A 23,519-nucleotide genomic window follows, 5' to 3' on the forward strand; every position below is an offset into this window, starting at 1 on the left:
ATTTCGTTCTCATGATTCGCCGTTCGCTGCGCCGTTCGTTACCTGCCGCTTTCGCTCTGATGTTCGCAGCCCCTTTGCTGGCGGCTCCTGCCGGCCAACAGACGCTGTTCAACTTTGTGCGCCCCGCCGATGTGGTTCAGGTGGCGACTCAGGACGCCAGCCTGCCGCAATCCAATGCCGAGCAAACGGCCGAAGGCGAGGTGCTGCGTCGGGTGACGTTCAACCCGGTGGCACAACCGACCTTGCGTCTGACCCCGCAAACTGGGGCCTGGGACTGGTCGCAGTCAGGCTTCATGAGTTTGCGGATTCAGAGCGCAATGAACTGGGCTGTCACCCTGTACGTGAAAATCCAGAGCAACGACGGCAAGACGCTGGTCAGCCGCGTCGACTTGCCGGCCGGCCCTGCGCAAACCTTGTTGGTGCCGCTGCAGCCCTTTACGCCATTGAGCCTGGGCCTGAAAGCGGGCCCGCCGATGCCAATGACGTATGAGGGGCAGCGTGTATTGCTGGCCAGCAGCGCCGGTGAGCTGGAGCGCAGCCAGGTGGTGTCGGTGACCTTGTCGATGGATCAACCGAAAGTCGCGCAAAGCATTCTGCTGGAACGCTTTGGCGTGCAGGACGGCGATGCGGTTACCCAAGCGGCTTTTGGCGGCATTGTAGACGCTTACGGCCAGTCGACCCGGGCCAAGTGGCCAGAGAAAGTCAGCAGCGACGAGCAACTGAAAAGCGCCGCCGCCAAGGAACAGCAACAACTGAAAACCTGGCTGGCCGAGCGCGAGAAGTTGTCTCTGGACAAGTTCGGTGGCTGGAACAAAGGCCCGGCCTTCAAGGCCAGCGGCTTTTTCCGCACTGAGAAGCGCGACGGTCGCTGGTACCTGGTGACGCCGGAAGGCCATCCGTTCTATTCGCTCGGGGTCAACACCGTCACCCCGGACGTCGACCAGACCTACGTCGCCGGCCGCGAGTGGATGTTTGAATCCCTGCCCAAACCCGACGAACCGCTGGCCAGCCATTATGGCGAAGGCGATAACCGTGGGGGCAATGGCGTCGATCAGGGCCGTGGCTACAATGCCGGTCGCTGGTACGACTTCTATGGTGCCAACCTGCAGCGCTTGTATGGCGAGCCTTGCGCACCGGGCAGCGAAACCAAGGCCGGTGTCGCCGAAGCGGCCAAGGCTGACGCGGTTGCGGCAACGGCCGAGAAGGCTGCTGAGCAACCTGTCGTTCCTTCGACGGCCGAATCCGGTGTCGCCGAAGCCGCCAAGACCGGCGCCGTTGAAGCGACCGCCGCGAAAGCAACTGAGCAAACACCTGCCGAACCCTGCAAAGCGGTGGTTGATGAACAGCGCTGGGCCAGCCATACCCTTGATCGCCTGCAAGCCTGGGGCTTCAACACCATCGGCAACTGGAGCGCGTCGGCGCTGGCCAGTGCTGATCGCGTGCCGTACACCTTGCCGCTGTCGATCGTCGGCGATTACGCCAGCATCAGCACCGGCACCGACTGGTGGGGCGGCATGCCCGATCCGTTCGACCCACGATTCGCCATGGCCACCGAACGTGCCGTGGCCATCGCCGCGCGCGACCATCGCGACGATCCATGGCTGATCGGTTACTTCGCCGATAACGAACTGGCCTGGGCCGGTCCCGGCGACGACCCGAAAGCCCGCTATGCGTTGGCCTACGGCACCTTGAAAATGACCACCGATGTGCCGGCCAAACGCGCGTTCCTCAAGCAATTGCGGGACAAATACCGCAATCAGGCGGGCCTTTCCAAAGCCTGGGGTATTGATCTGCCGGCCTGGGAATTGATGGAAGACCCGGGCTTCGTGCCACCGCTGCCAAGCGCCGAATTCCCGGAAATCGAAGCCGACTTCAAATACTTCCAGAAGGTCTTCGCCGACACGTACTTCAAGACCCTCTCCGATTCGCTCAATTGGCACGCGCCGAATCAGCTGTTGCTGGGCGGCCGGTTTGCCATCAGCACCCCGGAAGCAGTTGAGTCCTGCGCCAAGTATTGCGATGTGCTGAGCTTCAACATGTACACCCTGCAACCGCAGGACGGTTACGACTTCGCCAGGCTGCGCAGCCTGGACAAACCGGTGCTGATCACCGAATTCAACTTCGGCTCGGCCGATCGTGGCCCGTTCTGGGGCGGCGTTACGCAGTTGGCGAAGGAAGAGGACCGTGGGCCGGCTTACGCCAATTTCCTGAAACAAGCGATGAGCGAACCGTCGATCGTCGGCGTGCACTGGTTTCAATACCTTGATCAACCGGTGACCGGTCGTCTGCTGGATGGCGAGAATGGGCACTTTGGTCTGGTGGGCATTACCGATCTGCCATTTCAGGGTTTCGTCGACAGCGTACGCAAGAGCAATTTGCAGACCGTCGATCAGCTCGGTAAAGAAGCCGAGAAGGCCAAGGCTGAGGCGGATAAAGCCGGCCACGAAGCTGATTAAGCATTGAGACCGAGTGATCGTTCATCGCGGGCAAGCCATGCTCCTACAGGGGTTGTGGAGATCCTGTAGGAGCAAGGCTTGCCCGCGATAGCGCCCTCGGATTCACCACAGGTTTTCTGAACAAATCTATGGGCGGCTACGCCGCCCAGCCCGCCACAGTTCCCAAAACCCTCTAGGGCTGGAACAATGCGGGCCACTTTGTAGAGCTTTATATCCGGGGAGTTACGGGTGCAGATTCAGGGTTTTTACGAGCTGAAGTTCGAAGCGGTGCGTGAGGCTTTCGCGGCGCTGTTCGATGATCCTCAGGAACGTGGCGCAGCGTTGTGCATCAAGATTGGCGGTGAAACCGTGGTCGACCTTTGGGCCGGCAGCGCAGACAAGGACGGCACCGAAGCCTGGCACAGCGATACCATCGCCAACCTGTTTTCCTGCACCAAGACCTTTACCGCGGTGACCGCCCTGCAACTGGTGGCCGAAGGCAAACTGCAACTGGATGCCCCGGTTGCCCGCTACTGGCCAGAGTTCGCCGCCGCCGGCAAAGAGTCCGTGACCCTGCGTCAATTGCTCTGCCATCAGGCGGGTTTGCCTGCGTTGCGCGAGTTGCTGGCACCGGAAGCCCTTTATGACTGGCAAACCATGGTTGACGCCCTGGCCGCCGAAGAACCGTGGTGGACGCCGGGAGTTGGTCACGGTTATGCGGCTATCACCTATGGCTGGCTGGTCGGTGAGTTGCTGCGTCGTGCCGATGGTCGTGGGCCGGGTGAGTCCATCGTGGCGCGAGTCGCGAAGCCTTTGGGCCTGGATTTTCACGTCGGTCTGGCGGACCAGGAGTTCCATCGTGTGGCGCACATCGCCCGTGGCAAGGGCAATGTCGGCGATGCCGCCGCCCAGCGCTTGCTGCAAGTGACTATGCGCGAACCGACAGCCATGACCACGAGGGCGTTCACCAACCCGCCGTCGATCATGACCAGCACCAACAAACCCGAGTGGCGACGCATGCAGCAGCCGGCCGCCAATGGCCACGGCAATGCCCGCAGTCTCGCCGGGTTCTATGCCGGTCTGCTCGATGGCAGCTTGCTGGAAAGCGAAATGCTCGAGGAACTGACGCGCGAGCACAGCCTCGGCGAGGACAAGACTTTACTGACCCGGACGCGTTTTGGTCTAGGTTGCATGCTCGATCAACCGGACGTCGCCAACGCTACCTACGGCCTCGGCCCTCGTGCGTTCGGTCATCCGGGTGCCGGCGGCTCCACCGGTTTTGCGGACCCGGAACACGATGTGGCCTTCGGTTTTGTGACAAATACCCTGGGGCCGTACGTCTTGATGGATCCGCGCGCACAAAAGCTTGTGCGCGCACTGGCCACTTGTCTGTAAAACGCGCTCAGGGGTTCCAGGGCCGGAACCCCAAGGCCTTTATGGTTTCCAAGCGTCTGTTTATCCGGGACAACCCGGCCTGATTTTTCATTACTTCATTTTGTGGATATCCAATGTCATCCAATAAAACACTCGCTTTGGCCCTGTGCTTCGCTATTACCGGTTGCGCACAAACTCCACAAAATGACTCCGATGGCAGCAGCTGGTGGCCGTTCGGTTCTTCCGACAAAGTCGCCGCTAAAGGCCCGGCTCCGGCCCCAGCACCCCTCAAGCCTGCCGCGACCGCTCCGGTGGCCAAGACAGAAAGCTCCAGCCCTTGGTACTGGCCGTTCGGTTCCGATGACGGCGCCGACAAGACGCCTGCCAAGCCTGAAGTGAAAGCTGAAGCCAAGCCTGAAGCCAAACCGGTCGAGGTGGCCAAGGCTGAGGCCGATGCAGGTGGCAAATGGTGGTGGCCGTTCGGTGGTAAAGAGCAAAGCACCGCTAAAGCCGTGCCAATGCCGGATCCTAAAGTCACCCAGGCCTGGCTCGACGACTACGAACCGCGCCTGCGCGAAGCGATCAAGGGCAGCAACCTGCAACTCGAGCGCCGTGAAAACGTATTAGTGGTGACCGCACCGGTAGAAGGCTCGTTCAACCCTGACCGTCCGGCCATGCTGCTGCCGGTGACCCTCGGCCCGTTCACTCGCGTCGCGAAAATTCTTGAAGTCGATCCGAAAACTGCCGTGCTGGTTCTCGGCCACAGTGATACGTCGGGCGCCGCACCGGCCAACGTGAAACTGAGCCAGGAGCGTGCCCAGGCCGTGGCGTCGATCTTCCGCCTCAGCGGTCTGCAGCGTGATCGCCTGATGTTGCGCGGCATGGGCGGCGAAGCCCCGCGTGCTGCCAACGACAGCAATGAAGGCCGTGCTTTGAACCGTCGCGTCGAACTGCTGGTGACCCCGCAAAACACCATGGTCGCGTTGCTGAGCAAGTACAACATGCCGGCCCCTGCGCCAGTGAAATTGGTCGCTGCCCAGGACGTCAAGCCAGTGGTCAAACCGGTCACCCCGGCGCCAGCCGCGAAGAAAGCGGCTGTGCCTGCTGCGAAAAAAGCCCCGGCCAAGAAAGCCGCCGCCAAGAAGGCACCGGCTAAAACCGCGACCCCGGCGAAAAAGACTGCGCCGGCCAAAGCCGCTGCCGACACGAAAAAAGTCGCCGCCACCGCCGATACTGTAAAAAAGTGATTCGTTAACCAAAAGGAATGCGCCATGACCCAGGGCCTGGCTGATATGCGTCGCGACTACACCCGTGATGGCCTGACCGAGGCGCAAGCCCCGGCCGAGCCATTCGGGCTGTTCCATCAGTGGTTTGCCGACGCGGTGAAAACCGAGCAACCGCCGGTGGAGGCTAATGCCATGACCCTGGCCACCGTCGATCAGGACGGTCGGCCGCATTGCCGCATTCTGCTGCTCAAGGGACTGGACGAGCAGGGCTTCACCTTCTTCACCAACTATGACAGCGCCAAGGGCCAGCATCTGGCCGCGAACCCGTTCGCGGCCATGACCTTTTTCTGGCCGGCCCTGGAGCGCCAGGTGCGCATCGAAGGGCGGGTGGTGAAGGTTAAGCCTGAAGAGTCCGACGCCTACTTTCAGGTCCGTCCCCTGGGCAGCCGCCTCGGTGCCTGGGCTTCACCGCAAAGCCGCGTGATCGCCGATCGTGCCGAGCTGGAAGCGCTGCTCAAGAACACCGAGCAACGTTTCAGCGACACGCAACCTCATTGCCCGGAGCACTGGGGCGGTTATCGTTTGTTACCGGAGCGCATCGAGTTCTGGCAGGGCCGTTCGAGCCGCCTGCACGATCGCCTCAACTACCGCTTTCAGGGCACCGACTGGATTCTTGAGCGTCTCGCACCTTAAGCCGTCTACCGATCGGGACAGCCTGCCGCAGCGGCTTCAAGCCAGCGCGGCAGGTCTCGGCGCTTGATCTTCTGCGCTTGAGCGTTCGCCAGTTGCTGGAGCATGAACGCCTTTTTCTGCTCGTCTTTACCCGCCAGTGCCAACGCCAGATCGCGGTCCATCCAGCGTTTGATCCGCACGTATAGCCACCAGTGGAAATACAATCCGGCAACGGTAGTGACGACAATGATGAAGTAATCCATGACAATCCTTGGGGCAGCGACGCAGATTCCGGACTTGCCGCTACTGTGTGGTGAGTTCGTGGAGGTGCCTGTACCGGGCCTGAATCAAACCAATTTTATCCGGGCGAGGCCGTGACAGGCGTCAAGTTGCGGAGTTTAATGAATACCTGTCCTTTGGAGTTGATGCTATGCGTAAGTCTGTTCTGCTGGTTGCTTCCTTTTCCACGATGGCGATGTTGCTCACTGGTTGCCAGTCCAGCCTGACCGGTGACTCCTACTCCCGTGACGAAGCGCGTCGCGTGCAGACCGTTCGCATGGGCACCATCGAATCCCTGCGACCGGTCAAAATCGAAGGCACTAAAACCCCAATCGGCGGCCTCGCCGGTGCGGCGGTGGGTGGTGTTGGCGGCAGCGCTATCGGTGGCGGTCGCGGCAGCATCGTTGCTGCAGTTATCGGCGCCGTTGCTGGCGGCCTGATCGGCTCGGCCACAGAAGAAGGCCTGACCCGCGCCCAAGGCGTGGAAATCACCGTTCGCGAAGACGACGGCAGCATGCGCGCCTATGTGCAACAGGTTCAGGAGAACGAAGTGTTCCGTGTTGGCGAGCGGGTGCGGATTGCTACTGTTGATGGGACTAGCCGCGTTTCGCATTAAGCGGGAATACGGGTAAAAGAAAACCCCGATCAGGTGACTGGTTGGGGTTTTTTGTATCTGCTGCCTTCACACATTACACGTGAGTTGGAAGTAATGGTCCGGGTCGTGAATGGGTTTTCCTATCAGCCCTTCGATCGCTGACAGTTGCAACTGGGAAAGGTTATAGCCTTCCCAGCCTTGTTGGTCTTTAGTCCAACCCATGATGGATTTGATTTGCTCATCGCAACCTTGCGGCAACTCAACGACAAAGGCTTGGAATTCCGTTCTTTTGTCAAAAGCTTCTACTAGATATCTCAAGGTTCAATTCTCCTTTCCTTTTTCTTTTTGGACTTTTTGTTTTTTGACTTGGTCGTCTGCTCACCTGTATTTGGATCGAATTCCCCGATGTGTTTACCTCTAGCGTCGTACATCTCGATCGCACCATGCATAGAGTCCCATTCCAGAATTAGCCCTTTTGCCGTTTTCCATCGTTTACGAAGCCCTCCGCCACCTAAAACCGGTGTTTTACGACCCACGACCTTCGCGTCAGGGTAGGCGGGAAGTACTTCAGGCGGCGGGTAGTATTCGTGGTCTCCAGTTCGGGCGTTGACAACAATGTAAACCGGCTTAACCCCAGAGTCCGCCGGAAACACAAGAATGAAATCCTTGTACTCAGGCGGGTAAACCGGATTCACGATGATGCTATCCGCCGCTTTCGTCGGCGGATAAACCCAAATATGCGGCGCTTGTGGTGCCGCTTCCAGCGCTGGAGTGCCGAGGATGTCGGAACCATCCACAGCCGGTGTCCAGATCAGTTCAACACCATCCCCCAGATCCGCCACCTGCTGACTGCCGTGCAATGCGAACTGCGCGACATCGACCATTTCCCAATCGCGGTTCTTGCCGGTGTAGAAACCGTATCCCTTGAGGCTGCCGTCAGCCTGTTGCTCGACTCTCAGCCGAACGCGGGTGCGGGCCTGTTCCAGGGTGCGTAATTGTTCTTCGGTGTAGAGGGCGCTGTCGTCCAGGCCGGGTACCCAGAAAATTGCGGCCAGGCCGGCCAATACGGTAGCTCCAGTAGCGCCGAGTGCTGCGGCCGGAATGACGAGAGTCGGCGTACGGAGTGCAAGACGGCCAATACCGAGCGAAACGGTACTGCCACTGATCGTTTCAAGATTCAGCAGCCCGGCGTCGTCTACCTCACGAGCGCCGAGCCAGGCGACTTCTCCGTAGTCCTTCAGACTGTCGGTGGGCACCATCCCCGAAGGATTCGAGTAATCGATGATGGCGTCCGGCAGCTTGCAGGACTTGGCAAAGACGCAGCCCGCGCGAACGGTTTCGTGCTTTTTCGCGCCAACCTCACGACTCCGTTCGAAGGCGTCTTGCCTCGCGAGCATGGCGTCGTAAGCGTTTTGTCTGGCATCCCGCGCGGCCAGTTCGGTGGCCGTCATAAAGCGGTGAGTGACGTGATGACCGTCGCCTGACGGAGGGTTCTGAACCCGGGGAATGTCCTTATTGCCAGCCACTGATCTTCCTTGCGTTCGTCCGTCGACAGCCCCCAACAAAGGGGCTGTGCGACGTTAACGAACGAGGCTGGTCGTGGCTGTAGGACGAGTCTTGAATGACTCTAGGAGTTGTCTCTGTTGATCAGGATTGCAGCGCGGCGCTCTTGCGACTCGCCGCCGCCGTGACCGCATAACCAATCAGCGCCGCCAGTATCGACCCGGTCAAAATCCCCATCCGATCCATCCCTGCGTATTCACTGACACCCGGTACAAACGCCAGGGAGCCGACAAACAGGCTCATGGTGAAACCGATGCCGCAGAGGATGGCCACGCCCATTACCTGGCCCCAATTGGCGCCTTGGGGCAGGGCGGCGATGCCGATTTTCACGGCCAGCCAGGTCAGGCCGAAGACGCCGAGGGTTTTGCCCAGCAGCAGGCCGACCGCGATGCCCATCGGCACGTGGTGGGTGAAGCTTTCGACGGTCACGCCGCTCAGGGACAGGCCGGCGTTGGCGAAGGCGAACAGCGGCAAGATGCCGTAGGCCACCCATGGATGCAGGGCGTGTTCGAGGGTCAGCAGCGGCGAAGGTTCGGCGTTTTTCGTGCGCAGCGGAATGCAGAAGGCCAGGGTCACACCGGCCAGTGTTGCGTGGACGCCGCTCTTGAGCACGCAAACCCAGAGGATCAAACCGATGATCATGTACGGCCCGAGCTTGACCACCCCGAGCCGGTTCATCGCGATCAGGGCCACGATGCACGTTGCCGCCAGAGTCAGCGAAAGGGTCGAGAGCGTGCCCGAGTAGAAGATCGCAATGACGATGATCGCGCCGAGATCGTCAATAATCGCCAAAGTCATCAGGAAAAGCTTCAGCGACACCGGTACCCGCTTACCCAGCAGGGCCAGTACGCCGAGGGCGAAGGCGATGTCGGTGGCCATCGGGATGGCCCAGCCACTCAGGGCTGCCGGGTCCTCGCGGTTCAGAAACCAGTAGAACAGCGCTGGAACCACCATGCCGCCGATCGCCGCTGCGCCGGGCAGGACGATTTGCGACGGTTTCGACAGTTGACCGTCAAGGACTTCGCGCTTCACTTCCAGACCGATCAGCAGGAAGAACAAGGCCATCAGGCCGTCGTTGATCCACAGCAGCGCCGGTTTGGCGATCTGCAACGCGCCGACCTGCGCCACGACCGGCGTGTCCAGAAAGCTGCTGTAAAGCCACGACAGCGGGGAATTGTTGATGATCAAAGCCAGAGCAGCAGCGGCGATCAATAACAGACCGCTGGCAGCTTCCAACTGGAAGAAACGCGTGAAAGTGCTACGCAGAGGCAAGGTCGCTCTCCATCGATGAATTCAAAAGGTGGCACACCCTAACCCGTACCGTTAGTTGTTAAAACAAAAGTTATATTCTTTTTTGTTATATGCCGTTACAACGCGAACGACCGGCAGGGACTGAGCCTAGCAGTTGTCCGGCGTATTGAACCTCAGCTGTATCTGTGCGTGATGTAGGTTTTTTCCTAAGCTTGTTAGCTGAGCCTTGCAACAAGGCCGACTCAACGAGAAAACCACCATGAGCGACAACCGACAGTGGGCCCGCGAAGCCATCCGGATCATCGAAGCCGACTTCCAGCGCAGCGCCGACACTCACCTGATCCCCTTGCCGCTGCCGGGATTTGCGGGCATCGAGTTGTATTTCAAGGATGAGTCCAGCCATCCCACCGGCAGCCTGAAGCACCGGTTGGCACGCTCGCTGTTTCTGTATGCGCTGTGTAATGGCTGGCTCAAACCCGGTGCGCCGGTGATTGAAGCGTCCAGCGGTTCGACGGCGATTTCCGAGGCGTACTTCGCCAGTTTGCTGGGCTTACCGTTCATCGCGGTGATGCCGGCGACCACCTCCAAAGAGAAAATCGCGCAGATCGCCTTCTATGGCGGCAAGAGTCATCTGGTCGATGATCCGACGCAGATCTACGCCGAATCCGAGCGCCTGGCTCGTGAACACGATGGGCATTTCATCGACCAGTTCACCTATGCCGAGCGCGCTACCGATTGGCGGGCGAACAACAACATCGCCGAGTCGATCTTCCAGCAAATGCGCTTCGAGCTGCACCCCGAGCCGAGCTGGCTGATTTCCAGCCCCGGCACCGGCGGCACCACCGCGACGCTGGGTCGTTATGTGCGTTATCGCCAACATTGCACCCGCGTGCTCTGCGCCGATGCCGAGCGCTCGGTGTTCTTCGATTACTACCAGACCGGCGACGCCAGTCTGCGCCTGGATTGCGGTTCGCGGATTGAAGGCATTGGCCGGCCTCGGGTGGAAGCGTCGTTCCTGCCCAAAGTGATCGATGCGATGGTCAAGGTGCCGGACGCGTTATCTCTGGCGGCCATGCATTACCTGGCGCAGCGTTTGGGACGTCGGGTGGGCGGGTCGAGCGGGACCAACCTGATCGGCGCGTTGATGGCGGCCCAACAGATGGCGGCGGCGGGGGAGTCGGGGTCGATCGTGGCGATTTTGTGTGATGGCGGCGAGCGCTATGCCACCACCTATTACGATCAGGCTTGGCTCAAGGCCCAGGGGTATGAGTTGAGCGGTTTGATGGATGCCGTGGCGGCAAGCGTTGAGCGCGGCGAGCCACTGCCGGCCACCGTGCTGCGCGCCAATATCTGAAGTTGATCAAACGCTGAAACCAATGTGGGAGCGAGCCTGCTCGCGATATCGGTAGATCAGTCAACATCTCTGTTGAATGCTGATCCGCTATCGCGAGCAGGCTCGCTCCCACAGGGATTTGGGTCAGGCCTTGAGACCGAGGATGTCGCGAGCCACGGCTTCTGCAATCCGAATCCCGTCGACACCCGCCGACAGAATCCCGCCCGCATAACCCGCGCCTTCACCTGCCGGGAACAAGCCTTTCACGTTCAGGCTCTGCATCGACTCGTCACGGGTAATCCGCAGCGGCGACGACGTACGTGTCTCGATCCCGGTCAACACGGCATCGTGCAGCGAGTAACCGCGAATCTGCTTCTCGAACGCTGGCAAGGCTTCGCGAATGGCTTCGATGGCGAATGCCGGCAAGGCCAGCGCCAAATCACCCAAGGCAACCCCCGGTTTGTAGGAGGGTTCTACGCTGCCCAACTCGGTGGACGGCTTGCCGGCAATGAAGTCACCGACCAGTTGCGCCGGCGCTCCGTAATTGCTGCCGCCCAGCACAAAGGCGTGGGATTCCAGGCGTTCCTGCAACTCGATCCCGGCCAGCGGGCCGCCCGGATAATCGACTTCCGGGGTGATCCCGACGACGATCCCGGAGTTGGCGTTGCGCTCGTTGCGCGAGTACTGGCTCATGCCGTTGGTGACCACGCGACCCGGCTCGGACGTCGCCGCCACCACGGTGCCGCCCGGGCACATGCAGAAGCTGTAGACCGAACGTCCGTTGCTGGCGTGGTGCACCAGTTTGTAGTCGGCAGCCCCGAGTTTCGGGTGGCCGGCGTACTTGCCCAGACGCGCGCGGTCGATCAGCGATTGCGGGTGTTCGATGCGGAAACCCACCGAAAACGGTTTGGCTTCCATGAACACGCCACGGCCGTGGAGCATGCGGAAGGTGTCGCGGGCGCTGTGGCCGAGGGCCAGAATCACGTGTTTCGAATGGATCTGCTCGCCGCCATTGAGCTCGACGCCGACCAGTTGGCCGTCCTCGATCAACACGTCGGTCACGCGCTGCTGAAAGCGCACTTCGCCACCCAGCGCACGAATCTGCTCACGCATGTTTTCCACCACACCGGTCAGACGGAACGTACCGATGTGCGGTTTGCTGACGTAGAGGATTTCTTCCGGCGCGCCTGCTTTTACGAACTCGTGCAGGACTTTGCGACCGATGAATTTCGGGTCCTTGATCTGGCTGTAGAGCTTGCCGTCAGAGAACGTCCCCGCGCCACCTTCACCGAACTGCACGTTGGATTCCGGGTTAAGCACGCTTTTACGCCACAGTCCCCACGTGTCCTTGGTGCGCTGACGCACTTCGGTGCCGCGCTCGAGGATGATCGGCTTGAAGCCCATTTGTGCCAGCAGCAGCCCGGCGAAAATCCCGCACGGACCGAAGCCCACGACGACAGGACGTTGCTCAAGATCAGCCGGCGCCTGGCCGACCGCTTTGTAGCTGACATCCGGCGCCACGTTGACGTTACGGTCATCGGCGAACGTGTGCAGCACCGCCGCCTCATCGCGAACGTTGAGGTCGATGGTGTAGATGAAGCACAGTTCGGAGGACTTTTTGCGCGCATCGTAGCTGCGCTTGAACAAGGTGAAGTCGAGCAGGTCATCACTGGTGATGCCCAGGCGCTGCACGATGGCAGGGCGCAGGTCTTCTTCGGGATGGTCGATCGGCAGCTTGAGTTCGGTGATTCGTAACATGACAGGATCCGGTTCGCGGGGCGCACAACTGCGCCAAGGCGTTTGAAGCCCGCGATTATAAGCCTCAACGAATGATTCCCGTGAGGCTAAAACGATCAGTCGTTACGCGATCCGCCGAAATACCCGCAGCCACGCTGAACCTGGCCGTCGACGCGCAGTTCGGCGCTCATGTGCTGGACACTGCCGGTGCTGCTGTCGACGCAACGTTGCGGTGCCACCCACAATTCGATGTGCTGGTTATTGGCTTCAGTGCTGAGGTTGAAGCGGCCATCGCCCAGTTGCTCTTCAACGTAGGGCACGGCCAATGGCGGCTGACCGGCGCGCTCGATGACCATGCCTTTGCCGCTGACTTTGACGTTCCACTCAGGCCCATGGCCGGCGGCGCGCAGAATCAGCACTTTGAAATTCGGATCGTTGCACGCGGTGCCCGAGCGCTCGACGCGGTACAGCTGCGCAAGATCGAGGCGGCTGTCGGCACCGCTGGCAACGATCCGGCCGCGTACGTCGGCAAACAGCTTGCCCTGGGCGTCGGCCAGGGTTGCGGCCTCTTGCAGGACGCTGGTGCCGCCGGTGTCGTTGACCACATAACTGCGCTGCTCATTGCACGGCTGGAACAACAGTTTGCCGTCGGCCGCCGTCAACTGGCCCTGCATGCGGGTCTGGCCCACGTGGGAGGCATTTTCACGCGGGCCATCGAAAAACTGGCAAGCGGCGAACAACGGAAGCAGGGCAACAAGGACTAAGGAACGGGCAACACGCATCTTTGAGTCTCCAGACAAGTGCCGCCACGTTACTCAGCCTGACCGTTCATCACAACCCCACTATTTTTGAATTCGGTTCGCCGATCACTTGTAGGAGCACGGCTTGCCGGCGATGGCGTCTTCGATATCGCCATCGCCGGCAAGCCGTGCTCCTACAGGTTGCGGCGGTTTAGCCCACGTGAAAGGTCTGACCTGTTTGCAGGCCTTCCACGCTTTTGGCGTAGGCCAATGCTACATCCGCTGCCGGAACCGGTTTGTAGCCGCGGAAGTACGGCGCGTAGCTGCCCATGGCTTCGACCAGTACGTTCGGGCTCACCGAATTCACCCGCAGACCGCGAGGCAGTTCGATCGCTGCGGCACGGACAAAGCTGTCGAGGGCGCCGTTGACCAGCGCCGCCGAGGCGCCGCTGCGAATCGGGTCGTGACTGAGCACGCCGGTGGTGAAGGTGAACGAGGCGCCGTCATTGGCGAACTCGCGGCCAATCAGCAGCAGATTGACCTGACCCATCAACTTGTCTTTCAGGCCCAGTGCGAAGCTTTCTTCGGTCATTTCATCGAGGGGTGCGAATGTCACGTTGCCGGCGGCGCAGACCAGTGCATCGAACTTGCCGGTTTTCTCGAACAGCTTGCGAATCGACGCGCTGTCGCTGATATCCACATGGAAATCACCGCTGTTGCGGCCGATGCGGATGATCTCGTGACGCTCGGACAGCTCCTTGTCGACCGCCGAACCGATGGTGCCGCCTGCGCCTATCAAAAGAATTTTCATGGTGCTGATCCTCGTAGTGGTTAAACGAGGTTGAAGTCTAGAGTGGTTTTTTTCATTGATAAGCGTGCTAATAGGCAACCTTTGGCTTTCAAATGGAAACAATCCATGAGCGAAATGGATGATCTGGCGGCGTTTGCGGTGTTGATCGAAGCGGGGAGTTTCACCTTGGCGGCGCAACAATTGGGCTGTAGCAAGGGCCAATTGTCCAAGCGCATCAGCCTGCTGGAAACACGGTTTTCCGTGGTCCTGCTGCAACGCACCACCCGCCGTTTGAGCCTGACCGCTGCGGGTGCGGCGCTGTTGCCGCAAGCCCAGGCGCTCGTAGTCCAGGTCGAGAGGGCGCGTCAGGCATTGGCGCGGCTGAAGGACGACATGGCCGGCCCGGTGCGCATCACGGTTCCGGTATCGCTGGGGGAAACCTTCTTCGATGGCTTGTTGCTGGAGTTCTCTGGCAAATACCCCGAGGTGCAGATCGAGCTGGACCTGAGCAACAACTACCGTGATTTGTCCCGCGACGGGTTTGATCTCGCGGTTCGCTCCGAGGTGGGCAATGACGAGCGCCTGGTGGCTCGACCGCTTTTAGCCTGGCACGAAATGACCTGCGCCAGCCCGGCCTACCTTAAGCAATACGGCGAACCGTTGACGCCTCAAGCACTCGCCGAACACCACTGTCTGCTCAACAGTCATTACAGCGGCCGCGAAGAGTGGCTCTATCACCAGCAACACGAGTTGTTGCGGGTTCGCGTGTCGGGGCCGTTCGCCAGCAACCATTACAGCCTTTTGAAAAAAGCGGCCCTCGCCGGCGCCGGCATTGCGCGGTTACCGTCGTACCTGCTGCAAGTGGAATTGGCTGACGGACGTTTGCGCTGGCTCCTGCGTGACTATCAGACGCGCAGAATGCCGATGTACCTGGTTCACCCGTATCAGGGCGGTTTGCCGAAACGTACGCAAGTGCTGGCGGATTATCTGATTGGCTGGTTCAAGCGCAGCGGTGAAGCGCTGGATCGACTCCAGCACACCACATAGATCCCTGTGGGAGCGAGCCTGCTCGCGAAAGCGGTAGGGCAGGCAACATTTCTGTTGAATGTGAAATTGCATTCGGGAGCAGGCTGAACCCACATTGGGTTTTCGTTGTTTTGGGATTTGAGTCAGGCATAAAAAAACGGCCCGAAGGCCGTTTTTTGTTTACCGCAAAGACTCAACCACCCAAGTACGCTTCACGTACTTTCGGATCAGTCAGCAGCGCTTCCCCAGTGCCTGTCATCACCACCCGGCCGTTCTCCAGAACGTACGCACGGTCAGCAATTTTCAGCGCCTGGTTGGCGTTTTGCTCCACCAGGAACACCGTCACACCGTCCTTGCGCAGCTGTTCGATGATGTCGAATATCTGCTGGATGATGATCGGTGCCAGGCCCAACGAAGGTTCGTCGAGCAGCAGCAGCTTGGGTTTGCTCATCAGCGCACGGCCGATGGCGAGCATTTGCTGTTCGCCGCCGGACATGGTGCCGCCGCGTTGAGCGAAGCGTTCTTTCAGGCGTGGGAAAAGTCCGAGAACCTTGTCCATCTGTTCCTGATAATCGCCCTTGTCGGTGAAGAACCCGCCCATGGCGAGGTTTTCTTCCACGGTCAGACGGGCAAACACCCGACGACCTTCCGGAACCACGGCAATGCTCTTGCGCATGATCTGCGCCGAGGTCTGCCCCACGAGTTCTTCACCCATGTACCTGATGCTGCCGCTATGGGCTTGCGGTGAACCGCAAAGCGTCATCAGCAAGGTGGATTTGCCCGCGCCGTTGGCACCGATCAGGGTGACGATTTCGCCCTGGCGGATTTCCACGTTGACGCTGTGCAGGGCCTGGATCTTGCCGTAGAAGGTGGAAACGTTTTCGAATTGCAGCATTTACGCTTCCCCCAGGTAGGCTTTGATCACTTCGGGATTGCCGCGGATCTGTTCCGGCGTGCCGTCAGCCAGAGGCGTGCCCTGGTTGATCACGACGATGTGGTCGGAAATGCTCATGACCAGTTTCATGTCGTGTTCGATCAGCAGCACGGTGACGTTGTGCTCTTCACGCAACATGCTGATCAGCGCCTTCAGGTCTTCGGTTTCCTTCGGGTTCAGGCCGGCGGCCGGTTCGTCGAGCATGAGGATCCGCGGACGGGTCATCATGCAGCGAGCGATTTCCAGACGACGTTGCTGACCGTAGGCCAGGGTGCCGGCCGGACGGTTGGCAAACGCTGTGAGGTTGACCTTGTCCAGCCAGAACTCGGCGAACTCCATGGCCTCGCGTTCGCTCTTGCGGAACGCCGGGGTCTTGAACAGGCCCGCCAGGAAGTTAGTGTTCAGGTGACGGTGCTGGGCGATCAAGAGGTTCTCGACCGCCGTCATGTCCTTGAACAACCGCACGTTCTGGAAGGTGCGCACCACGCCTTTGAGGGCAATCTTGTGGCCGGGCAGGCCCTGGATCGGCTCGCCGTCCAGCAGGATGCTGCCGCCACTCGGCTGATAGAACCCGGTCAGGCAGTTGAACACGGTGGTCTTGCCGGCGCCGTTCGGGCCGATCAGTGCCACGACCTGTTTTTCCTTCACGCTCAGGGCTACGCCGTTGACCGCCAGCAAGCCGCCGAAGCGCATGCTCAGATTTTCGACTTTAAGGATCTCGCGGCTCATTTGCGCAGCTCCATGTGAGGACGTTGCATGGGCAGCAGGCCTTGAGGACGCCAGATCATCATCAGCACCATCAAGGCGCCGAACATCAACATGCGGTACTCACTGAACTCACGCATCATTTCAGGCAACAGGATCATCACCACGGCAGCCAGGATCACGCCCAGTTGCGAGCCCATGCCACCCAATACCACGATGGCGAGAATGATCGCCGACTCGATAAAGGTGAAGGACTCCGGTGTCACCAGACCCTGGCGGGCGGCGAAGAAGCTACCGGCAAAACCGGCGAAACTGGCGCCCAGGGTGAAGGCCGACAGCTTGATGACCGTAGGATTGAGGCCGAGTGCACGGCAGGCAATTTCGTCTTCACGCAGCGCTTCCCACGCGCGCCCCAGAGGCATGCGCAGCAAACGGTTGATGACGAACAGCGCAGCCAGTGCCAGGAACAACGCAACCAGGTAAAGGAAAATCACCTTGTTGATCGAGTTGTACGCCAGGCCGAAGTACTCGTGGAAGGTCTGCATGCCTTCGGCTGCTTTACGTTCGAAGGTAAGGCCGAAGAACGTCGGTTTCTCGATGTTGCTGATACCGTTCGGGCCACCGGTGAGGCCAGTCAGGTTACGCAGGAACAAACGGATGATTTCACCGAAGCCCAGGGTCACGATTGCCAGGTAGTCACCACGCAAACGCAGTACCGGGAAACCGAGCAGGAAGCCGAAGGTGGCCGCCATCAGGCCGGCGATCGGCAGGCAGATCCAGAAGCTCAAGCCGTAGTAATGCGACAACAGTGCATAACTGTAGGCGCCGACGGCGTAGAAGCCGACATAACCAAGGTCGAGCAGACCGGCCAGGCCGACCACGATGTTAAGGCCCAGGCCCAGCATCACGTAGATCAGCACCAGCGTTGCGATATCCACCGCCCCGCGAGAGCCGAAGAACGGCCAGACCAGCGCACCGGCGATTAACGCAATAATGATCCAGCGTTGGGTGGTCGGCAGCGTCAGGAAGTTGCTGGCCTTGGCCGGAATCAGCGGCATGCTTGGCGAGGACCGCCAGGCCGAGCTGATTTGCTGGTCAAAAAGCACCCGCAGGAACATCAGCACCGAGCACACGGCGATGGTGATCAGGGTTGCATCGCTGGTGCCATGGACTTCGAGGTTGATGCCGACGATGGTCAGTTTCAGACCGAGTACCGGGTAGGCCACAGCCCACACCAGCAAGGCGCTGAACAACGCCTGTTTAAGATTCCTAGTCATACTTTCTCAACCTCCGGACGGCCCAACAGGCCGGTTGGCCGGAACAACAACACCAGAACCAATAGACCGAACGCCACGACGTCCTTGTACTGGTCGCCGAAGATATCGGCACCAAAGGCTTCCGCCACCCCAAGCACAATCCCGCCGAGCATGGCGCCGGGGATGCTGCCGATACCGCCCAATACCGCTGCGGTGAAGGCTTTGAGGCCGACCAGGAAACCGGCGTTCGGGTTGATCACGCCGTATTGCATGCTCAGCAACACAGCCGCAATGGCTGCCAGTGCGGCACCGATGACGAAGGTCAGGGCGATGATGTTGTTGGTGTTGATACCCAAGAGGTTGGCCATCTTGATGTCTTCGGCACAGGCACGGCAGGCGCGACCCAGGCGAGAGCGTGAGATGAACATCGTCAGGCCGAGCATGGCGACAAAGGTCACCACGAACACCACGATTTGCATGTAGGAAATCAGCACTTCATGTGCGCCACCTGGCCCGAAGGAGATGTTACCGGGGATCAGGTTGGGGATGGATTTGTCCTTGGAGTCTTGCGCCAGCAGAACCGTGTTCTGCAGGAAGATCGACATGCCGATGGCGGAAATCAGCGGGATCAGACGGTTGCTGCCGCGCAAGGGGCGGTAGGCGATCCGTTCGATGCTGTAGCCGTAGGCACTGGTCACGACGATGGTCGCGAGAAAAGCAGCGGTCATCAACAGTGGAACACTGTCGAGTCCCATCATGGTCAGGCCCGCAATGGCGATGAACGCCACATAGGAGCCAATCATGTATACCTCGCCGTGGGCGAAGTTGATCATTCCAATGATGCCGTAAACCATCGTATAGCCGATGGCGATCAGGGCATACGTGCTGCCAATGGTCAGACCATTAACCAGCTGTTGGAAAAAGTGATAGATGTCAGGCATTACAGCGCTCCTAAAAACCTGATACGCATTTCACTGGTGGAGTCATTTTCCCGCTCGAGCCCCGTGGATCTGCACCCACTTCGAATTCGAGATTTGCCAGCGAACCGCTGATGACGGTTTTGAGATTTTCAGGTGGGGAGACTGGCGGATCACGCCAGCGCGGCCCAATACGTTCGTAAAACAAAGCCCACGGCACGCCGTGGGCTTTATTGGCAGTCAGTCAGGCAACGCCTTACTGGGGCTTGGCTTCAGTTTTTGGTTTGCCGAAGTGCCACTCGTAAACCACAAATTTGAAGTCTTTCAGGTCGCCCTTGTCGTCGAAGCTCAGGTCGCCGGTAGGCGTCTTGAAAGTGCCGGCGTGGATGGCTTCAGCCACTTTGGCAGTGTCTTCGCTCTTGGCAGCCTTGATGCCGTCGGCAATCACGGTCACCGCCGAGTAGGACGGGAACACGAACGGACCGCTCGGATCTTCTTTCTTGGCTTTGAACGCGTCAGCCAGGGCGATGTTGGCCGGATCCTGGTCGAAGGATTTCGGCAGTGTTACCAACAGACCTTCGGAAGCGTCTTTGGCGATCTGCGAAATGGAGTCGTTACCCACGCCTTCCGGACCCATGAACTTGGCTTTCAGGCCTTTTTCCTGAGCTTGACGCAGGATCAGACCCAGCTCCGGGTGGTAGCCGCCGTAGTAGACGAAGTCGACGTTGGCTTGCTTGAGCTTGGCGATGATCGACGAGAAGTCTTTGTCGCCGGCGTTGATGCCTTCGAACACGGCAACCTTGGTGCCTTTCTTCTCGAGAGTGGTTTTAACGGCGGTGGCGATGCCTTCACCGTATTGCTGTTTGTCGTGCAGGACAGCAACGATTTTCGGTTTTACGAAGTCAGCAATGTAGTTACCGGCGGCAGGGCCCTGGGCGCTGTCCAGACCGATGGTGCGGAACACCATTTTGTAACCACGGGAAGTGATGTCCGGGCTGGTGGCAGCCGGGGTGATCATGATCACGCCTTCGTCTTCGTAAATGTCCGAAGCCGGTTGAGTGGAGCTGGAGCACAGGTGACCGACCACGAACTTGACGCCGTCGTTGACGACTTTGTTCGCGACCGCTACTGCTTGTTTTGGATCACAGGCGTCATCGTATTCAACGGCTTCGAGTTTCTTGCCGTCTACGCCACCTTTGGCGTTGATCTGTTCGATGGCCATTTTGGCGCCACTGAACTGCATGTCGCCGTATTGGGCTACAGGGCCGGTTTTAGGGCCGGCGATGCCGATCTTGATGGTGTCAGCTGCGAACGAATGGCTGGCAACCCCGGCCAGAACCATAGCGGCAAACAGTTTGGAAATCTGCTTAGTAGCCTTAGTCATAGTGCTCCACTCTTACTGTTGTAGTTTTTATAGTCCTGGCGCCGTAGCAGCAGAACCGGGTCAGATATCTTCGATATCCTCCGGAAAATGCCCCCGGCAACTGTACCGGTACAGTGTAGAGCGCCAATTGTTAGCCTGGGAAGCTGGCGCCAGGGGGCAAAATCAGAGGGTGTCGCTTTTTTGAAAGAAAAAGACAGAATGGCGGCGGGGGTTATAGCTGAAATATCAGCAATCCTTGGCTTTCCTGCTGTTTTCAATCGGTAACTCTATTGCATCCGGGTTTTTCTGCCAGACCACCAACGTTATGATTGCGTCGATTTCTTTTCCGGACAGGACCCATGACTCAAGAACCTAGCACCCTCTATGCCAAGCTGCTTGGTGAAACCGCATCTATTACCTGGAAGGAGCTTGAACCGTTCTTCGCCAAGGGTGCCCTATTGTGGGTCGATCCCGGTCTGGATTTGATTGCTGCAGCGGAGGCAGTCGCGACCAACGAAGGCGAGAAAGTGGCTGCCTGGCTGGCCGCCGACAAGGTCGCCAAGCTGTCTGAAACGCGGGCGCTGGATCTTTTTGAACGTGATCCGGAGCTGTGGGCAGTGGTCGTTTCGCCGTGGATTCTGATCCAGGAAAGGGCGACGAGCTGAAGTGGCGCACTCTATTGGTGCGCGACCTTGTCGGGCAAATGTGTGTAGCCGAGTAGCGTGATGGCATGTTGCCGTAGAGAAAGGCCACAGGCGGGCCAGCATCACGGTGACGTAAACGTAACGGGAACAGTTTATCGAGCAGCCTGATGGCTGCTTAATTGTTTCTGAATGTTGGGATTTATAGGAATGTGGGGCCGCCATCGCGAGCAAGCTCGGCTCCTACAGGGGTTCGGTGCGTTCACAAAATTTGTGATCGACATCGCCCCTGTAGGAGCCGAGCTTGCTCGCGATGGCGGCGCCGCTGATTAAGCGGTTTTACCGGTATGGTTATTCAGCGAAATAACCTTGGTCTTGCCAATCCGGTGACGGTAAATCTCGCGCAAGTACTTGATCGACTTCTTCACGCAGTCCCGGGACAGACGAATGTCATTGATCGAGACGAACTTGTCTTTGTCGTTGATCAGCTCGCGGTACTTCTTCTCGTACATCGGTTTGATCGCGTACCAGTTGGTATCGAGGATCTTCGCCGGGTTCTCGAACTCATTCAGCAACTCGTCGATCCGGTCCTCGTCGAACTCTTCATTAATGATGAAGTCCAGGATCGAGTTATCCAGGGTCTCGTCAAAGCGGTACGGATTTTTCGCGAAGCAACGCTTGATGAAGGCCACGATCAGCGTCAGGAAGTCGTCCGACAGGCACGGGCTCTTGGCGATCAAAGTGGTCAGCGACAAGTTGGCCGAGGCGCCGATGACCAGTGCATAACGCTTGAGCGTGGTGTTCGGGAACAGGCTGTTAAGGTGGGTCTTCAACCGGTTCAAATCCATGTAGGACAGCTTGTAGTCCTTCGGCAACGAAACAATCGAGACCACCGACGAGCAGTTCTTGAAGAAGTGCAGGTCGTGCAACGCGGCCGCGTCATACCCCGAATTCTTGTACTGCTCCAGCGAGGCGCGATAGCGCTTGGATTCGATCGGCAACAGGCTGATGCCTTCGATTGCCTGGGTCACTTTGTTGAAGTGCGGCAAATCGATGGAACGGAAGAACAAGTCGTCGATGTTCAGACGCTGCGGTTCTTTCTCGAACACCTTGAACTTGTCGCTGCTCGGCGGCGGGGTTTCCGGCACCACGGACTCGGCGTAGGCAATAGCCACCGGGCCGGCCAGGCTCATGAACAGGTCGTTGGCGTCCAGGCGAATGGTTTCGCCAATGTCGATGCCAGCCCGACGGAAATAGTTCTGGTCGTAGTCGGTGGTCACCGCCTGCGCCGTCAGAATGTTGAAGATCTGCTGTGAGATGTATTGGTTAGCGTGCTTTTCCATCGCGTTGACGTCGATGTTCTGAATGTTGCCGTCATCGCTTTCTTCGGCGTAACGCATGATGTCGTTGGAGATCAGCATCATCGCGTTCCATGGGCGGATCCGGCCCATGACACTGGCTTCGCTGCTGTCGTCATTGGCGAAGTTGTAGGAGAAGTCCCACTCTTCCGACAGGTATTTACACAGCAGGCGACCGGCGTTGATGTGCAACGCCTCGGACATTTCGCTACGGTGATCGGAGATATTCGGCAACACGCAGATGCCGCTGGTGAAGATCGGCTCAAAGACGAAAGAATGACCGCTTTTGCTGTCGTGCTCATCCATCGGCTTGGTGTCGAAGGTCTTGTTCATGTACGAGTGCTGCTGGGCCAGGCCGAATTCGGAGGCCATGCCCGAACCGGTGCCACCACCGGCACTGAAGATCGAGAAATAGAGGCGCGACTGGTTGGCCTTGATCCCGCAGCTGTCGATCAGGTACGAGTGAATCATCTTCCAGTCAGGGCTGGAGAAACGCTGGGTGTCCTTGTTCAGGATGATCTTGGCCAGGTACTGACCGAGGATCGGCGCGTTACCGGCGCCACCGGCGTGGACTTCCGACAAATCCATGATTTTCATTTTGCTGTAGTCGCGCAGGAAACCGCTTTTTTCGCCCTTGCGCGAGAAACGGATGCGGCCGGCGATGTCTTTGTCCAGGTCGCCGAGCATGACCAGCGGTTCTACCAGGAACACCGGTTTGGTGGCCTTGTTCGGCCCCAGGCGCAGGTTGTTGCGAATCCACTGGGCCGGGCTGTAGCCCTTTTCGGCGAAGCGCTTGTCCGGCGACAGGCGATCTTCGTTATTGAATTCGTTGAGGTAGAACTTGCGGGCGTTGTACACCAGCTCGGCGACGTCCAGCGCGATGTTCGAACCGCAGCGGCCCAGGCCGATCAGGCACACCGACGGGAATTCCTGATCGCTGTGATGTTCACTGTCGCCTTCCAGATGCGGTGGGCGCGGGAACACCATGTCGCGCAGACCGTCGAGATTATCGAGGATGCGATCGGTATTGGTTTCGGTGAAATACAGGTATTGCTGAGTTGCCAGCGGGCGCGATGGCGTCAATGGCTTCGACGGTGCGGGACTGTTTGCCGCGGGGCTCAACGTCAGATCGGATATCGCAGTGGCCGGATTGTTTTTAGAAGTCATTGTGCGCCATGTACCTGGGCTGGTTGGTTGAGCGACACGATGTCGTCAAACCATCACGGATGGGATCTCGCGTCTTTTTTCAGCGCGTATTTGGCCCAAGCGTCAGGGCCTTGGCCTGAGCATCGCTCGGGGGAATCCTTTCCTAAGTCATGATGAA

General features: G+C 59.1%; 21 protein-coding genes. 8 read left to right on the forward strand and 13 right to left on the reverse strand.

All coding sequences use genetic code 11. The annotated features are described in order from the left end of the window. Positions 1-11 precede the first annotated feature (11 nt). The 4 genes from ACYZUA_RS08960 (at position 12) to pdxH (ending at position 5,728) form a co-directional block, all read left to right on the forward strand. Complete coding sequence (locus ACYZUA_RS08960; protein WP_461962790.1) at positions 12-2,456, forward strand: beta-agarase; 2,445 nt, start codon at positions 12-14, stop codon at positions 2,454-2,456. A gap of 228 nt (positions 2,457-2,684) precedes the next feature. Beyond that, complete coding sequence (locus tag ACYZUA_RS08965; protein ID WP_461962791.1) at positions 2,685-3,830, forward strand: serine hydrolase domain-containing protein; 1,146 nt, start codon at positions 2,685-2,687, stop codon at positions 3,828-3,830. Between the two features lie 113 nt (positions 3,831-3,943). Then, positions 3,944-5,056: an OmpA family protein gene (locus ACYZUA_RS08970; protein WP_461962792.1), complete on the forward strand. Its 1,113-nt coding sequence runs from the start codon at positions 3,944-3,946 to the stop codon at positions 5,054-5,056. A gap of 24 nt (positions 5,057-5,080) precedes the next feature. Next, positions 5,081-5,728, forward strand: a complete 648-nt coding sequence (gene pdxH / locus ACYZUA_RS08975) for a pyridoxamine 5'-phosphate oxidase (protein WP_461962793.1) — start codon at positions 5,081-5,083, stop codon at positions 5,726-5,728. Between the two features lie 5 nt (positions 5,729-5,733). Here pdxH and ACYZUA_RS08980 read toward each other — a convergent pair whose 3' ends face one another. Then, the gene (locus ACYZUA_RS08980; protein WP_461962794.1) at positions 5,734-5,970 is read right to left on the reverse strand and encodes a hypothetical protein; all 237 of its coding nucleotides are present in this window, start codon (positions 5,968-5,970) and stop codon (positions 5,734-5,736) included. A gap of 167 nt (positions 5,971-6,137) precedes the next feature. Here ACYZUA_RS08980 and ACYZUA_RS08985 point away from each other — a divergent pair, with 167 nt between their 5' ends. Beyond that, positions 6,138-6,602, forward strand: a complete 465-nt coding sequence (locus ACYZUA_RS08985; RefSeq protein ID WP_017336812.1) for an outer membrane lipoprotein — start codon at positions 6,138-6,140, stop codon at positions 6,600-6,602. A 66-nt stretch (positions 6,603-6,668) separates the two neighbouring features. Here ACYZUA_RS08985 and ACYZUA_RS08990 read toward each other — a convergent pair whose 3' ends face one another. The 3 genes from ACYZUA_RS08990 to nhaA all read right to left on the reverse strand — a co-directional run bounded on the left by ACYZUA_RS08990 (position 6,669) and on the right by nhaA (position 9,416). Further along, on the reverse strand, positions 6,669-6,899 hold the full coding sequence (locus ACYZUA_RS08990; protein ID WP_461962795.1) for a DUF7683 domain-containing protein: 231 nt from the start codon (positions 6,897-6,899) through the stop codon (positions 6,669-6,671). After that, positions 6,896-8,107, reverse strand: coding sequence for an S-type pyocin domain-containing protein (locus ACYZUA_RS08995; protein ID WP_461962796.1), 1,212 nt, complete (start codon positions 8,105-8,107; stop codon positions 6,896-6,898). Before ACYZUA_RS08995 ends, ACYZUA_RS08990 begins: the two co-directional genes overlap by 4 nt. A gap of 121 nt (positions 8,108-8,228) precedes the next feature. After that, positions 8,229-9,416 (reverse strand): Na+/H+ antiporter NhaA, encoded by a 1,188-nt coding sequence (gene nhaA / locus ACYZUA_RS09000; RefSeq protein ID WP_461962797.1) that lies wholly within the window; start codon positions 9,414-9,416, stop codon positions 8,229-8,231. A gap of 238 nt (positions 9,417-9,654) precedes the next feature. Between nhaA and ACYZUA_RS09005 the strand changes: the two genes are divergently transcribed. After that, the gene (locus ACYZUA_RS09005) at positions 9,655-10,749 is read left to right on the forward strand and encodes a PLP-dependent cysteine synthase family protein (protein ID WP_461962798.1); all 1,095 of its coding nucleotides are present in this window, start codon (positions 9,655-9,657) and stop codon (positions 10,747-10,749) included. Between the two features lie 123 nt (positions 10,750-10,872). Here the strand turns inward: ACYZUA_RS09005 and ACYZUA_RS09010 are convergent, their stop codons facing one another. From ACYZUA_RS09010 to ACYZUA_RS09020, 3 genes are all read right to left on the reverse strand, one after another. Then, entirely contained in the window at positions 10,873-12,486 is a 1,614-nt protein-coding gene (locus ACYZUA_RS09010; protein WP_461962799.1) for an NAD(P)/FAD-dependent oxidoreductase, read from the reverse strand. Between the two features lie 95 nt (positions 12,487-12,581). Further along, complete coding sequence (locus tag ACYZUA_RS09015) at positions 12,582-13,247, reverse strand: COG3650 family protein (protein ID WP_461962800.1); 666 nt, start codon at positions 13,245-13,247, stop codon at positions 12,582-12,584. A 169-nt stretch (positions 13,248-13,416) separates the two neighbouring features. Beyond that, on the reverse strand, positions 13,417-14,016 hold the full coding sequence (locus tag ACYZUA_RS09020) for a short chain dehydrogenase (RefSeq protein ID WP_223432946.1): 600 nt from the start codon (positions 14,014-14,016) through the stop codon (positions 13,417-13,419). A 105-nt stretch (positions 14,017-14,121) separates the two neighbouring features. On the opposite strand from ACYZUA_RS09020, the gene ACYZUA_RS09025 reads away from it, so the two are divergent. Further along, positions 14,122-15,042 (forward strand): LysR family transcriptional regulator, encoded by a 921-nt coding sequence (locus tag ACYZUA_RS09025; RefSeq protein ID WP_461962801.1) that lies wholly within the window; start codon positions 14,122-14,124, stop codon positions 15,040-15,042. 172 nt (positions 15,043-15,214) lie between these two features. Here ACYZUA_RS09025 and ACYZUA_RS09030 read toward each other — a convergent pair whose 3' ends face one another. The 5 genes from ACYZUA_RS09030 to ACYZUA_RS09050 all read right to left on the reverse strand — a co-directional run bounded on the left by ACYZUA_RS09030 (position 15,215) and on the right by ACYZUA_RS09050 (position 20,217). Further along, the gene (locus tag ACYZUA_RS09030) at positions 15,215-15,916 is read right to left on the reverse strand and encodes an ABC transporter ATP-binding protein (RefSeq protein WP_201114164.1); all 702 of its coding nucleotides are present in this window, start codon (positions 15,914-15,916) and stop codon (positions 15,215-15,217) included. After that, complete coding sequence (gene livG, locus ACYZUA_RS09035; RefSeq protein WP_461962802.1) at positions 15,917-16,684, reverse strand: high-affinity branched-chain amino acid ABC transporter ATP-binding protein LivG; 768 nt, start codon at positions 16,682-16,684, stop codon at positions 15,917-15,919. It lies immediately after the preceding gene. Continuing rightward, on the reverse strand, positions 16,681-17,937 hold the full coding sequence (locus ACYZUA_RS09040; protein WP_064676188.1) for a high-affinity branched-chain amino acid ABC transporter permease LivM: 1,257 nt from the start codon (positions 17,935-17,937) through the stop codon (positions 16,681-16,683). Before ACYZUA_RS09040 ends, livG begins: the two co-directional genes overlap by 4 nt. Beyond that, a complete protein-coding gene (livH, locus tag ACYZUA_RS09045; protein WP_461962803.1) occupies positions 17,934-18,857 on the reverse strand; it encodes a high-affinity branched-chain amino acid ABC transporter permease LivH in 924 nt (307 codons plus the stop codon). The genes ACYZUA_RS09040 and livH overlap by 4 nt, the downstream gene beginning before the upstream one ends. Positions 18,858-19,089: 232 nt before the next feature. Beyond that, positions 19,090-20,217: a branched-chain amino acid ABC transporter substrate-binding protein gene (locus tag ACYZUA_RS09050; protein WP_461962804.1), complete on the reverse strand. Its 1,128-nt coding sequence runs from the start codon at positions 20,215-20,217 to the stop codon at positions 19,090-19,092. Positions 20,218-20,555: 338 nt separating this feature from the next. Here ACYZUA_RS09050 and ACYZUA_RS09055 point away from each other — a divergent pair, with 338 nt between their 5' ends. Next, a complete protein-coding gene (locus tag ACYZUA_RS09055; protein ID WP_461962805.1) occupies positions 20,556-20,861 on the forward strand; it encodes a DUF2288 domain-containing protein in 306 nt (101 codons plus the stop codon). A 305-nt stretch (positions 20,862-21,166) separates the two neighbouring features. On the opposite strand, the gene ACYZUA_RS09060 is transcribed toward ACYZUA_RS09055, so the two are convergent. Continuing rightward, positions 21,167-23,362 carry a hypothetical protein gene (locus ACYZUA_RS09060; protein ID WP_461962806.1) on the reverse strand — a complete coding sequence of 732 codons (2,196 nt, stop codon included), beginning with the start codon at positions 23,360-23,362 and terminating at the stop codon, positions 21,167-21,169. Positions 23,363-23,519 lie beyond the last annotated feature (157 nt).

The organism is Pseudomonas sp. LS2P72 (genome assembly GCF_054897865.1).